The following is a 14,437-nucleotide window of genomic DNA, read 5'->3' as shown; positions in this document are numbered from 1 at the left end:
CCTTGTACAACAAATACAAATAAGCAAGGAAATATCCTATGTTATATTTATTAGTCGTAGTATAACAAATAATTACTTCGCTACTATGGCTGGCAGAGAATTATTTAAAAAATTCTTGCAATAACAGTAAATTTCAGAGACTAACTCCCAAATATTAACTACCCAGTAATTGTTCCCGTCAAAGGTGAACTAGCACTAGCGTAATTTTTCATGGGCATTCTGCCGGCTAAGTAAGCCATGCGACCGGCTACAGTTGCCAAATTCATCGCATAAGCCATTGCTGGGGCATTTTCAGCTAGGGCGATCGCACTATTAATTAATAACGCATCCGCCCCCAATTCCATCGCCTCAGCAGCCTCAGAGGGCGCACCAATGCCGGCATCTACCACTACCGGAATATGGGCATTTTCAATAATAATCTGAATATTGGCGGTAGTTTTTAGCCCTTGTCCCGAACCAATCGGGGCAGCTAAAGGCATGACTGTGGCACAACCCACTTCCTCTAACCGCTTGGCTAACATAGGATCAGCATTAATATAAGGCAATACAGCAAAACCTTCTCTTACCAACTGTTCCGCAGCTTGCAAAGTGCCAATGGGATCAGGTAGTAAATACTTAGCATCAGGTATCACTTCCAATTTGACAAAATTATTATCTTCCTGTCCTAACAACTTAGCCATTTCTCGTCCCAACCGGGCCACCCGAATGGCTTCCTCCGCAGTTTGACAGCCGGCAGTATTGGGTAACATCCAGATTTTACTCCAATCCAAGGCTTCGGCTAAACCTTCATGTCCTGGGGCGTTGGTTTGTACCCGTCGCACAGCCACCGTGACAATTTGACAACCGCTTGCAGTGACACTTTGCTGCATTTCTTGGATATTACGATATTTACCTGTTCCCGTCATTAACCGAGATTTAAAGCTTTTTCCCGCAATAATTAATGGTGAATCGGGAACAATTAAATCTGATATTTCTGGGTGACGGTTTCCGTTAGTGGCAGGAGTCGCGTGAATTAACATTGGTGTAGTAGTAGATGACACAGCAGAAAAGCGAGAATAATGAAAATTAGCTAACAGAGGATCTGCTTTTTGTTTGCAAATCAAATCAGCAATTAATGTGGCTGTAATTGGTGCAAGTAAAATCCCATTGCGATAATGACCAGTAGCAAAAGTTAAATTATCACAATGACTATGACCCAAAATAGGTAATTCATCGGGGGTAGCGGGACGAAATCCCCACCACAGTTCTTGAATAGGATAATTCTCTAATTGCGGATATAGGCGAATGGCTGATTGTAATAAACTTTGAATTCCCCCTGGAGTATTATCAGCCGCAAAACCAACATCTTCGCTAGTTGCACCAATAATGATAGAGCGATCGCGTCGAGGAACAATGTAAATATTTTCACCAAATAACACCCTAGTTAAAGGTAATTCAGTCAGAAAATCTGGGACTCGCAAACTCAGCATTTGTCCTTTCCGGGGACGCACTGGTAAAGGTAAAAATTGATTTGCCCAAGCACCAGCAGCGACAAGATAATGGTCAGCGCGGAATAAACCAGTATTAGTTTGTACACCAATAACTTTTCCCTGTTGTTGAGGAATCGCTTCTACTGTAATTCCATCTTGGAAGACAACACCCAAAGAGTCAGCCGCAGTCCGCAGAACTTTAATTAACGCCCGGTTATCAACTTGCCCGTCTTCAGGATACCACCAGCCACCAACCACATCTGTTCCCAAACCTGGTTGATATTGGTTAATAGCATCTTTATCTAACCAGTAAGCGGTTTTGTCTCCTGTGTCTTCTGCTTGTTGATAAACTGGTGCGAGGATACCGCAAGACCAATAACCTGTATTATTTAAATCTTTTTCGGTAGTTAATTGTACTAATTTTTGTGTCCAGTCTAAATATAAATTACGCGATCGCCTACATAAAGCCAACATCGCCTCATTAGGAATATTTTCCGCATCAGGAGCTAACATTCCCGCTGCGGCATGGCTGGCTGCGGCAGTAAAGTCACGGCAAAGTACAGTTACATTTGCACCGCGTAATCGCAGTTCAACACCGCAAGCCAACCCGATAATACCACCACCAATAATTAAAACATCATTAGTCATTAGTCCGTAGGGGCGCAGGGACTGCGCCAATCATTAGTCATCAGTAAATAACTAATAACTCATAAATGGCTCACAAGGAGGGCGAAAATTGGTCAACAGATTTTGGATTGACTCCAACAAACAAGTGTGGAGCTTGAGGATTTTAGATTGGCGAAAGCGTTGCGTACGCAGCGCAGCGAGTATTTTTGATTAATTCCGCCCTGAAGGGGCGGGGCTTGTACCGAAAATTCCCAATCCAAAATCTAAAATCCAAAATCTAAAATTTTTCGGTCATTGGTCATTAGTTCTTTAATTTTGACCTTTGACCTTTGACTTAATTTTTCCCTAATTACCACAAAGCCCGAATTGGTTCTTTCTTCTGACCTTCATTACCACTAGCACTTGAGTTACTCTCTGTAGTGGAAGTTTCATTGGTAGAACTGGAACTGTCATTACTACCACTCGTTTCTTGAGTAGTATTAGAAGAATTGTTAGTAGTCTCCGTAGAAAAATTACCTTGAGCTACACTAGTACGGCGGCTTTCACTGGCAGAATTACTTCTGCTAGAAGTTTCTGACTCATTACCACTAATATTTTCTGAATCCTTCCCATTGGCAGCACTATTAACATTAATATTAGCCGGGAGAACACTAGATGCTTTCCGTCCTTGAGGAACATTAGCAGTTTGTTGTCCGCCCATAGGAAAATTAATTCCCAGTAACGTACCTAGCAAAATTGCTACGCCGCCAGCCATTAAAATCAAGGGTGTCCATCTACCCATCTTGTTTCTCTCCTTGTAAACCTTCTGGTGTCCAAACTAATTGATAACCTTGATCCCAAAACCCATAAAAGGAATTTTAGATTTTAGATTTTAGATTTTAGATTACAAAAATTTGGTATAATATCCGTCCTTGAGGGTGGAGTCAATCCCAAATCCAAAATCGTCAATCCCAAATCAAGTGACAAGCTAAACCCAAGCAACTTGCAGGAAAATTGGCAAGCAGGGAACGCTGTGTTCACTTACGCCAATTTACTGCGGCTACTCACCTTCTACCTTAACTGCATAAGTACCACAAGTGCCAATCCCCCCTACTCAGATTTAACAGGATTTTAGGTAGTATTCCCCTGGGTTGTCTTTTGCATTAAAACAGCCTAGTACCGCAAAGCGGAAGTCAAAAGTCAAAAGTCAAAAGTCAAAGGTAATATTGAGCAAGCTTTTTGGCGATTGAGAATGGTTGGTTTATTTACGCAGTGCTGTACTAGAATTGAGTTATTAACAATGGTCATTAAATCCTTACCCTATAGAAGTTTTCGCAGCTTCTACGATACATATAGTGGTCAGGTAGACCGTGTTAGCTTATGAATTGTTACTGCCAACACTTTCAGAGAGAAACAGGAAAAAATGTTAGCCATTATTAGCATTTTTTTATCGGCATATTCAAATTACCGAAATAGCGTGTTGTAGTATGTTGGCACATCGCCGCAAAGTTGTCTCTTAGGTGTAAGTGTTGAACGAAAGGTTCACCAAATTTTTATGACCAAAACTCCCTCAAATCAACTTTGGCTCTATGACACTACTCTCCGCGACGGGACTCAACGTGAAGGACTGTCAGTGTCCATAGAAGATAAGTTACGCATTGCTCACAAACTTGATGAATTAGGTATTCCTTTCATTGAAGGTGGTTGGCCGGGAGCAAATCCCAAAGATGTCCAATTTTTCTGGCAACTTCAAGAAAATCCCCTCAAACAAGCAGAAGTTGTCCCCTTTTGTTCCACCCGTCGTCCTCATACCAAAGCCGGAGATGAACCCATGCTGCAAGCGATTTTGGCAGCAGGAACGCGCTGGGTGACAATTTTCGGTAAATCCTGGGATTTGCACGTTACAGCCGGACTCAAGACCAGCCTAGAGGAAAATCTAGCCATGATTGGTGACACCATCCAGTATCTGCGTTCTCAAGGACGACGGGTAATTTACGATGCTGAACACTGGTTTGATGGTTATAAGCACAATCCTGATTATGCTCTCCAGACGCTCACAGCAGCAGTCACAGCAGGTGCAGAATGGTTAGTTTTATGTGATACCAATGGGGGGACTTTACCTCATGAAGTTTCGCAAATTGTGTCAGTGGTCAGTTGTCAGTTGTCAGTTGTGAGTCAGCGCGGTCTTGGGGGTTTCCCCTATGAGCGACTGACGAACCCCGAAGGGGTCAGTTGTCAGGATATTATTCCTCAAATTGGCATTCACACTCATAATGATTCAGAAATGGCGGTTGCTAATGCCTTAGCAGCAGTTATGGCTGGAGCTAAGATGGTACAAGGAACAATTAACGGTTATGGGGAACGTTGCGGTAATGCCAATCTGTGTTCTGTGATTCCCAATTTACAACTAAAATTGGGTTATAGTTGTATCGGTGAACACCAGCTAAATCAACTTACAGAAGCTAGTCGGTTTGTGAGCGAGGTTGTTAATCTCGCACCTGACGAACACGCACCTTTTGTTGGACTTTCAGCTTTTGCTCATAAAGGTGGGATTCATGTCTCTGCGGTGGAACGTAATCCTTTAACCTATGAACATATTCAACCAGAATTGGTAGGAAATCAACGCCGTATTGTCATTTCTGAACAGTCTGGTTTAAGTAATGTCTTAGCGAAAGCTAAAACCTGTGGGATTGAATTAGATAAGGATCATCCCCAAGCTAGACAAATTCTCCAACGCATGAAGGAATTGGAGAGTGAAGGCTATCAATTTGAAGCTGCAGAGGCTAGTTTTATTCTTTTGATGTATGAGGCTTTATCCTGTCGTCAACAGTTTTTTGAAGTTCAAGGTTTTCAGGTCCATTGTGATTTGGTGGAGGTGAAGGAAACTACTAATTCTTTAGCGACTGTGAAAGTGGCTGTTAATGGTAAAAATATTCTGGAAGCCGCAGAAGGTAATGGACCAGTAGCGGCTTTAGATGCGGCTTTGCGGAAAGCTTTGGTGAATTTTTATCCCCAAATTGCTGATTTTGAATTGACTGATTATAAGGTGAGAATTCTCAACGGAAATACGGGAACATCTGCGAAAACTCGGGCTTTAGTAGAATCGGGTAATGGTCAACAACGATGGACTACTGTGGGAGTTTCTAGTAATATTTTGGAGGCTTCTTATCAAGCTGTGGTTGAAGGTTTGGAATATGGATTATTGCTGCATTTCCAAGCTGAAAAGGCGTTGAAGGTTTAGGGGTTGATATAGCAATACAATCGAGGGCGGGGAAACCCCGCCTGTGTGATTTTCTGAATATATCTCACAAAGAGTGCATACCGCTATAAATTTTGGTAGAGATCTTTAATTAAAAGATAACTATTTGCTGCTAACAATAATATAATATAGATATAATTTGCAATAACAGCCTATGCAAGCCCTAAATATTACATTACCAGATACATTAGCAAATGCACTACAATCTTAGTGCCATTTCCTGTTTATCTGGAAACATATAACCTCCTTTTGTACCGTCTCGGAACTGAACAGGTAATTAGATTTGCTCAAGATTGTATAGGTTCAGTTTATTTTATTAATCCTTCCCAGGAACAATATATAGCAGTAGCAGCAAAAGCAGATTGTTTTCCAGATCAGACAATTACTCTCTGTGATGCTGTAACTGCTATTTTATCTGAGGAAATGAAGTTAGCAGTGTGGACTTATGATTATAATTTTGATATTATGCAGATACAGGTATGGCGTTAAAATTTGTTGATATCTTAATCCTATCAATCATGATTACGAACTCATTTCCAATAACACTTTTAAAACGCCCTTAGTTTTGGCTTTTTCAAAAGCTTCTAAACCTTGAACAAGGGAATAATGACTATCAATTAAATATTGAACATCTATCTTTCCTGTGGCTAATAACTCCAAGGCTGGGACGAAGGGACCGCAACGAGAACCAATTAAGGTAATTTCATCTACTACTAAGGAAGAAGCATCTAAACTGAGATTTCCCGCATAGGTGCTTTTTAAGATTAATGTCCCACGAGGACGTAAAGCTCGACGAGCAATATTAAAACCTTCGGGATTTCCGGTACAATCAACTGAGATATCAAAATATCTATCGGTGACGCTATCAGCTAAACCTGTTTTAATTCCTTTGGCTGCTAAATTTATTAATTTGTCTTTGTGTCTTCCGACTACTAATAATTCACAACCAGTTAAGGCTAAGGTTTGGGCTATTAGTTGTCCTAGTTTACCATCGCCAACTACTAATACTCGGTCATCTTTACATATTTGGATTTGTTGTTGAATTTCCAAGGCTGCGGCTATGGGTTCGGTAAAAGTTGCGGCTGCTGTAGATACATTTTCGGGAACAAGATGTAAATTTTCAATAGGTAGAGATAAATATTCTGCAAATGCACCATTACGGTTAACAATTCCTAAAACGGTGCGATTTTCGCAATGTGTTGGTTGTCCACGACGACAAAAACGACACTCACCACAAGCGGCGTTAATTTCACCAACAACTCTTTGATTAATTAACTGTTGGGGACCTTGTTCGACAATACCAACAAATTCATGACCGATAATGCCAGTATAGGGATAATAACCTTTAATTAATTCTAGGTCAGTATTACAAATTCCTGCCCGCAAAACCCTTACCAAAGCCTCTCCTGGTGGTGGTTCAGGAATGGGAATATTGGTGCGTAATTGTAGTTGATTGTTTTCTAACCAAAGTCCTTTCATAATTTTGTCAGTTGTCAGTTGTTCAGTTTTAATTATTAGTTGTTAAAATTTTACATTTTCTAGAAATGGTGTAAATGTCGGGACTATATCGGAATTACTCACAACCATAGTGGGAAAAGAGCGATCGCTATAATCCATTCCCGGTGATAATGGAAAAGACTCAGAATTGAGCGATACCCATGTGCCACCAGCAGCTTGCACAATTACCCAAGCACCTGCAATATCCCATACCTTTGGTGTGGCTTCAATTCCTCCCAAAACCGCACCAGTGGCGACTGAAAGAAAGTTATAACTAGCAACTCCTAACATCCGAATTTTACAGGGAAAACCTGGTTGAATAATGTCGGTACTGCGAGAACAAAGGTTAAAAAAGTGGTTTTTGCTGGGAGCATCTTTACTGGTATGAATGGGATGATTATTTAAAAATGCTCCCGTTGGCGTTGTTAAGCCCGATGAACCTGCCCAAAATCCGTGAAAGGCTTGATTTAATGGTGGTGCGTAAACATAACCAAAAATGGGTGTGCCACGATAAAGTAACCCCAAAGAAATAGACCAAATCGGAATTCCTCTGGTAAAATTGGTCGTACCATCCAAAGGATCAATTACCCAACACCATTCTGTATTCGGGAAAGTTTGGTCACTTTCTTCGCTCAAAATTCCGTAACCGGAAAAGGTAGAAACAATCGCATCTCTAATTTCTTGATCTGCCCATTTATCGGATTTTGTGACTAAGCTACCATCAGATTTTTGTGAAGCTTGGACTTTGCCAAAATCCTGCATTAATTGTTTTCCTACTCTAGTAGTAGTAGTTTCCGCAAAGTCTAAAATCGTATTCCAAAAATCATTCATTTGATTAGTTTTCAGTTGTTAGTTGTCAATTATTAAGTGATTTTATCACAGATGGATTCATCAAAAATTCAGTACAAAGCAAAAATCTGTATTTATTCAACACAGTAATTATCATGAGCTTTTTTCAAAGTATCTTGAATATCTGCCGCCACCCAATCAGGTTTTAAAACTATAGCATTATTGCCATATTGTAGCATTCTTTGACGAAACCAAAATATATAATCTTCTTGAGTTAAAATATCAACATAATCTGTAATTTCTTCTGAGGAAATAATTTCTTCATGAGGTCTGCGGGGTTGGTAGTTGGCTAAAGTTCCTGTGAGACGATAGGTAATATCAAGAGTGGGAAATTTACTATAAGTCCAAGGTGTTTGGGAAGCTACACCAACTTTAGTAATACGGTCTATTCTTAAAAGTAAATTTTGTTCTACATTGGGTATAGTTTGAATATGAAAGCTACGAAAGTTGGGAATTAAGGCGAATAAATAGAGAACTCCATTATGTAATCTCAGTTCAGATTTATCCAAATCCCAGCGATTTTCTTGTCCATTTCTGTTACGATAATGAATTAAAAACCGTCGTTTTTGTTTGCATCTTTCTTGTAATTGTTTGATGATCTGATTGATGTTTTCGTCACCATAATCAATTGGGGGATGAAAGTCTGTAGTGAGTGCAGATTTCTTTTGTTGATGAAATTTACCTATTTGATAAATATGTCCTGCTTCCGCTGAAAAACCTAGATTTGCTAATAATTCAGCCGCCATTGCTAATGCTTTTTGTTGTTCTTTGGATAGGATAACAGGAAATGCTGATGTAACTAATTCATAAGGACGATTGGGTGCAGATGTGATTTCAAACCCACAGTCTCGCAGTTTACTGATAGTGCGGGTAATTTTTTGTGATAAGTCACCATCTGCAAAATTGCGATCGCCTAATAATATCATTAATTCAGACTTTTTTAAGGGTTTTTCCGCCAGTAACTTCAGTATCTCCAGCGCGAACCCTAGTTGATGAGAGTGCGTATCATTTTTTGATGACATCTTTACATAGAGAAGCAATACACTATCTCTAGTATTACTAACTAAGTCAGATTTTGCTTAGACTTAGTTAAACCTATATAATGCAAGTTGTATTTTTATATGATTAGAAAATTTCTGAGGGGGGGATAGCAATTCATATTGCCTAAATCAAGTTTCAGTCCCGTTGACATTCGGGATTCGTTACCCAGGTTAACACATGGGATTTTACCCCCCCATATCACACAGAAAAAGATAAAAGCTGACTACTTCCGTAAAAAAGCAAGGAATGGAAAGCTTGAGATTTCATACTCCCAAGGTGTATTGATGGCTGAAATTGTAGATATAAGTCCATCTAATAGGCGTTATTGGCGTATAAGCTTGATTCCCATAGGCTTCTTACCAATTGCTGCATAGAAGTTATTTATATCAGCATTAAAACCATCATTTCCTGTAGGGGTGCGGTTTCCGCGCCCTGATGGTTTAATTTACCCACTTTCACTAGATTTTTAATGAAATATAGTCATTTTTTGATAACATTTCTTTTTCGAGAAGTATTACATTAATCTCATCCAAATAAATACTTACTTCACCGTGAAAATTTCTTTACTGCCATTATACTCCAAACTGAATGGAGGGGTAGGTGCTTGTGCTTTGGGATGTATGCAAACCTGCAAAGTCAAACAACAAGCGCCTAATTTCGGAGAAGGTAATCATTGTCCTCTATCTTCTCATCAAGCGGAAACTTATAACGCTATTACCAATAGTGATGTAGAAATTATATTTAATAGATCTGCTACAGGTGATGGTAAATCCTTAGCTGCTTATTTGGTAAGTTTGCTAAATCCTGATTTTCAAGTAATAGGACTTTATCCAACTATTGAATTAGTTACAGATCAAGAAAGACAGATTATTGATTATTATCAAAAGTTTAATTTGCCGGATATTAATGATGTAGAAAGTCTCTATGGTGCAAAGTTAGCAGAATTAGTGGCACAGGCAGAAAAAAGTAACAAATTTAAAGAATTACTATTTATTCTCAAGCATAAATATATAATTCTGACAAATCCTGATATTTTTCATTTAGTTACTCATTTTCGTTATCAAAATCCTGCTTATAATCACGGTGAATTATTACCATTAACTCTTGCAAGTCATCCCGATTTATACATAGCTGATGAATTTCATATTTTTGGATTACATCAAGAATCAGCAATTCTCAACAGTTTATTATTAATTCGCCATAATCGTCCTAAAAAGCGTCCCATGCGAGTTTTATTTACTTCTGCAACTCCTAAACCACAATTCATTAAATTATTACAAACTGCTGGCTTTAAGTTAAAAACAATTAGTGGAGAATATCAAAATCAACCAACCCCTGGATATCGGCAAATTTGTCAACCCATCAACTTAGAATTTATTCAATTAGATAAAGATGGTGATTCTCTGACTTGGTTAATTCAAGAATATGAAACAATCCGTAATCTTCTTAAAAAAGAAGGTAGAGGTAGAGGCGTAATTATTCTTAATTCTGTGGCTTTAGTTAGTAGAACAGTCCGAGAATTACAGAAGTTAATGCCTGATATTATAGTCCGTGAAGTTAGTGGACGCATTGATAAACAAGAGAGGGCTAAAACTCGGAATGAATCAGAAAATTCTGACCAACCAGTATTAGTTGTGGGAACTTCTGCCGTTGATGTGGGTGTAGATTTTCGCATTCATTTATTAATTTTTGAAGCTAGTGATTCTGCTACATTTATTCAGCGGTTGGGGCGTTTAGGTCGTCATCCAGGATTTCATGAATATCAGGCTTTTATCCTTTTATCGGGTCGTACTCCTTGGATTAAATCTAGATTAGAGAAAGAATTAACTAATCCAGAATATGATCGTCATCAATTCCGAGAAATTATTGAAGAAGTGTTTAATGCACCTAAAGATTTTGATGCATATCATAAATATTGGGGTGCATTACAAGCCCAAGGAATGTTACTGAATATGAGTCGGAAAAAAGAAGGAGTAATAGAACAATTACAAAATAAAATATCTGAGGATTTGCGGCTGATTTACGGTGAACAACTGGATAAAAAACGTGGACATTGGTTTGCTTTAGGTCATGATAAATGTGGTTCAGGTAAAGCTGTACAACAGGAGTTATTAAGGTTTAGAGGTGGTTCTGATGTCCAAGCCGCAGTTTGGGATCAAGGACGTTTTTACACCTATGATTTATTGAAGTTATTAACCTATGCAGAAGTAGAAATAATTGACAGAGAGGAGTTTTTAAAAGCTGCCGAAAATGCCAATCATCCCTATACAGAATTTCCAGAAAAATATATTCATATTTATTTGAAAATTCAACAATGGTCGGACACTAGATTTCATATTCAATTAGAATGCGATCGCTCAAGTGATGAATTAAAACAATGTACACTTTCTCTAATTGATAAATTGAGTATTTCTGGACATCCCCAAACAGAAGTTAGTCGTTGTTTGAAAAAGCAAAAATTACTGGCTTTTTTAGTCCAAGTGAATCGGAGTCAATCTAATAGTCATTGGGAAATTAGTCGAACTCTTTATTTAAGTTCCACTTTTGGAATGTACAGATTAAAAGATGCAGATGGACAATTTTATGCTTGTGCTTTTAACCAAGATGCTTTGTTACTAGAAGCAATAAAATGGCGAATTAAACCTTGTGAACGCAGTAAACCTTACATTTTTTAAATGGCGGCTACATAAGCGAATTATACCTGCGTGGACTAATAAAAATTACTACACTTTTGTATCTTAAACCTGGAATTATTGAATTTATGCCTACACTATTACAAGCATTACTGATTGAAACTTTACCAGAAGATACTGACTCAATTTTAAAATCTTTTATTGACACGGTATTACCAGAAATAGAAAGGGAATTTGCACTTATTTCTGCTATGGGTGGTTTGGAAGTAATCCATTACCAAAATTTGCTTAAACAGGGTGATAAATATGCTCAAAAAAATGCTAAAAGTTTTGCCAGTAAAGCTGATCAAAGTTTATTGGTTCACGTTTTAAATGGATTATTAACAGCATGGAATTTGAGTTTGCATTTATCAGCGAGGAAACAATTACAACCTGTAGAAAAAAAATTGTTATGTTTAGGAATCACACTACATGATTATAACAAATATGTGAAAGGTAAAGGAGAAGAACAAGCACCACCAAAAGCTCATCAAATTGAGGAAATTATCAATTTATGTCAAGATTTAGGCAATAAATTAAACTTTGATAAATTTTGGGGTGAATGGTCAGAATACTTATTAGAAATAGCATTTTTAGCCCAAAATACTCAATTTGGTGTTGACACTAATATTATTCTTTCTAATTGGGAAAATGATCAACGACAATTTACTATATCTGATCTTCGGTTGACAGATATTTTACGCCATTTACTGGCTTTTGGAGACATTGCAGTACATATATCTGATCCCGCAGAAATTGTTACTAGTACAAAAGGCGATCGCTTGCGAGATCATTTATATTGGTTAAATATTCCTAAAAAGTTAGTTTATCATCGTTTACGTGATTGTCGAGGCTTAATTACTAATCAAATACATAATGCAGTTGTTAATTTTGCCCGTCAATTAGGTTGGGAAGAAATTCTTTGTTTTGCCCAAGGTGTTATTTATTTAGCACCTGCTGATTTAGTTTCCCCTGATATAAAAGAGATCCAAAAAACAGTTTGGCAAAATTTAATTCATGGAGATGAAGAAAATAATCAAAAAGGATTAGCTGCATATTTTCAAAGTGGTGATGTGGGCTTTGTTCGTGATGGTAAAGGTCTAAAAATTGCCCCACAAACTTTAGAATTATTTACCCCTAATGATTTAATTAGAATACTTCCTGAAGTTGTCAAAGCTAAAGTTGCTAATGCTAAATCACCTGCTACACCTAAACGGTTAGAAAAATTAAATTTAACTGAAACGGAACATAATTTTTTACTAACTGGGGCTGATCTTCGTGCAGATAGATTAGCAGAATTTATTATTCTATCTCAAAGAGAATTTTTTGCTAATTCCCAAGATTATATAGTGTGGATTTTAACAACTTTAGAATTGCAAAATCATATATCTCCAGAACAAGCACAAATTCAATCAGGAGGGGTAAATTATGGATGGTATCAAGTGGCGGCTCATTATATTGCTAATCATGCCAGTTTAGATGATCAACAAATTATAGAACACATACAAACTTTAAGTAATAATTTAGCGATTTGGGCGGAGGATAATCAATTACTAAAAGAAAATAGTAGTCCTACTTATCAGGCATTTATTAACTATTTGACCCAATATTTAGAGATTTTTACCACAACTCAAGAACCTTCAGAATTTGCCAAAGAGTTAACTGCCTATTCCCAAGCAAAAACTACTAATCAACCGATTTGTTCTTTGAGTAATGGTGAATCACAAGCAGAGGAACAATTAGATACTGTAGTTTTGTTTAAACCTCAACAATATAGCAATAAAAATGCTTTAGGAGGAGGCAGAATTAAACGAGGAATATCAAAAATTTGGTCTTTAGAAATGCTATTACGTCAAGCATTTTGGAATGCACCACCAGGAAAACTAGAAGAACAACAACCAGTATTTTTATATATCTTTCCAGCATATCTTTATTCTCCCCAAGTAGCTAAAGCCATTAAAGTATTAGTTCAAGAATTTAAAAGAATGAATCTTTGGGAAGTTCGTAAACATTGGTTAGATGCAGGAATGCACCACGACGGACTGCAAAATTTACCTTGGAGGGATGAAGCAGAAGCAGGAAGATTTGCACGCAATTACTCAAATAAAGATTTACCATTTATGGCTATGACTTACACCACTACAAGAGGAAAAACAATTACTGATGCTTGGGTAGAACCGATTTTTTTAACTTTAGCTTTACCTCTTTTATTAGGTGTAAAAGTCGTAGCTACTGCTAGTCCTGACCCACTTTATGCCAGTGATCAAGAGTTTGTTGAATCAGCAATTTTAGATGGTGCAGCAGGATTTTGGCAATTATTAGGTAATCCGCAAAATCTCAGAATCCAGGATTTATCAACTGCCTTAAACCGACTTTTAATCACCTATAGTTTGCATTTAGATAATCGGAGTAAAAAACCTGATGCTAGATGGCAAGCATTAAATGGCACAGTTAGAGAATTAGTCACAGATGTTTTAAATATCTTTGCTATTTCTAACGAAGGATTTCGTAACAATAAAAAAGAACCAGGAACAGAAGATGTTAAACGAATTTGGAATTATGCCCAAACCTGGGTAAAAGGAGACAAAAAAATGGCAGATAAACTCAAATTAATTCAGCGCATTGTCACAGAATACCGCCAATTTTATCAAGTGAATATTGGTGAATCTAGTCATTCAATTCTCTTGCCAATTTCTAAAGCATTAGAAGTAATTCTCACAGTTCCCGAACATCTTGATCGGCAAGATATCATCTTCCAAGGTGCAGGACAATTACATGATGCTTTAGAAAGACAGGAAGTTTATAAACGTCCTTTATTAATGGATAAATCTGTAGATATTTCTACGCGAAAAAATCAAGAATTGACGGCAATTCATCAATTTATGACCACCTGTGTTGATGATTTATTTTGTGGATTGTATAAAGGCGATCGCGCACTTCTTCAAGAAAACCGCAACCGCATTAAATCTGGCGCAGAATTTGCCTATCGTTGGTTAGCTTTACAACAAAAACAAACAGAAAACCCTGAATCATAAGGAATCAAA

General features: G+C 37.6%; 9 protein-coding genes. 4 read left to right on the top strand and 5 right to left on the bottom strand.

From position 1 onward, the window contains the following. Window positions 1-158: 158 nt before the first annotated feature. Window positions 159-2,117: a glycine oxidase ThiO gene (thiO, locus tag CA730_RS03250; protein ID WP_096663927.1), complete on the bottom strand. Its 1,959-nt coding sequence runs from the start codon at window positions 2,115-2,117 to the stop codon at window positions 159-161. Between the two features lie 328 nt (window positions 2,118-2,445). Next, the gene (locus CA730_RS03245) at window positions 2,446-2,877 is read right to left on the bottom strand and encodes a hypothetical protein (RefSeq protein ID WP_096663925.1); all 432 of its coding nucleotides are present in this window, start codon (window positions 2,875-2,877) and stop codon (window positions 2,446-2,448) included. Window positions 2,878-3,630: 753 nt separating this feature from the next. On the opposite strand from CA730_RS03245, the gene cimA reads away from it, so the two are divergent. After that, the gene (gene cimA / locus CA730_RS03240; RefSeq protein ID WP_096663922.1) at window positions 3,631-5,316 is read left to right on the top strand and encodes a citramalate synthase; all 1,686 of its coding nucleotides are present in this window, start codon (window positions 3,631-3,633) and stop codon (window positions 5,314-5,316) included. Window positions 5,317-5,583: 267 nt separating this feature from the next. Then, window positions 5,584-5,823 (top strand): hypothetical protein, encoded by a 240-nt coding sequence (locus CA730_RS03235; protein WP_197705493.1) that lies wholly within the window; start codon window positions 5,584-5,586, stop codon window positions 5,821-5,823. Window positions 5,824-5,856: 33 nt separating this feature from the next. Here CA730_RS03235 and CA730_RS03230 read toward each other — a convergent pair whose 3' ends face one another. From CA730_RS03230 to CA730_RS03220, 3 genes are all read right to left on the bottom strand, one after another. Next, window positions 5,857-6,813, bottom strand: a complete 957-nt coding sequence (locus CA730_RS03230) for an MDR/zinc-dependent alcohol dehydrogenase-like family protein (RefSeq protein ID WP_096663919.1) — start codon at window positions 6,811-6,813, stop codon at window positions 5,857-5,859. Between the two features lie 42 nt (window positions 6,814-6,855). Then, the gene (locus tag CA730_RS03225) at window positions 6,856-7,662 is read right to left on the bottom strand and encodes an inositol monophosphatase family protein (RefSeq protein ID WP_096663917.1); all 807 of its coding nucleotides are present in this window, start codon (window positions 7,660-7,662) and stop codon (window positions 6,856-6,858) included. 92 nt (window positions 7,663-7,754) lie between these two features. Continuing rightward, on the bottom strand, window positions 7,755-8,702 hold the full coding sequence (locus CA730_RS03220) for a WYL domain-containing transcriptional regulator (protein ID WP_096663914.1): 948 nt from the start codon (window positions 8,700-8,702) through the stop codon (window positions 7,755-7,757). A gap of 570 nt (window positions 8,703-9,272) precedes the next feature. Between CA730_RS03220 and cas3 the strand changes: the two genes are divergently transcribed. Together cas3 and cas10d are read left to right on the top strand one after the other, a co-directional pair. Next, window positions 9,273-11,396, top strand: coding sequence for a type I-D CRISPR-associated helicase Cas3' (gene cas3, locus CA730_RS03215; protein ID WP_096663910.1), 2,124 nt, complete (start codon window positions 9,273-9,275; stop codon window positions 11,394-11,396). 86 nt (window positions 11,397-11,482) lie between these two features. Beyond that, window positions 11,483-14,428 (top strand): type I-D CRISPR-associated protein Cas10d/Csc3, encoded by a 2,946-nt coding sequence (cas10d, locus tag CA730_RS03210; protein ID WP_096663907.1) that lies wholly within the window; start codon window positions 11,483-11,485, stop codon window positions 14,426-14,428. Window positions 14,429-14,437: the final 9 nt, after the last annotated feature.

It is taken from the genome of Dolichospermum compactum NIES-806 (assembly GCF_002368115.1).
GTDB classification, from domain to species: Bacteria; Cyanobacteriota; Cyanobacteriia; order Cyanobacteriales; family Nostocaceae; genus Dolichospermum; species Dolichospermum compactum.
Note: the sequence above shows the minus strand (reverse complement) of the source record. Positions and strands in the feature narration are given on the sequence as shown.

Bases quoted from the DNA above. Each gene is read 5' to 3' on its own strand.
- thiO (WP_096663927.1), bottom strand. From the start codon at position 2,117: ATGACTAATGATGTTTTAATTATTGGTGGTGGTATTATCGGGTTGGCT.
- CA730_RS03245 (WP_096663925.1), bottom strand. From the start codon at position 2,877: ATGGGTAGATGGACACCCTTGATTTTAATGGCTGGCGGCGTAGCAATT.
- cimA (WP_096663922.1), top strand. From the start codon at position 3,631: ATGACCAAAACTCCCTCAAATCAACTTTGGCTCTATGACACTACTCTC.
- CA730_RS03230 (WP_096663919.1), bottom strand. From the start codon at position 6,813: ATGAAAGGACTTTGGTTAGAAAACAATCAACTACAATTACGCACCAAT.
- CA730_RS03225 (WP_096663917.1), bottom strand. From the start codon at position 7,662: ATGAATGATTTTTGGAATACGATTTTAGACTTTGCGGAAACTACTACT.
- CA730_RS03220 (WP_096663914.1), bottom strand. From the start codon at position 8,702: ATGTCATCAAAAAATGATACGCACTCTCATCAACTAGGGTTCGCGCTG.
- cas10d (WP_096663907.1), top strand. From the start codon at position 11,483: ATGCCTACACTATTACAAGCATTACTGATTGAAACTTTACCAGAAGAT.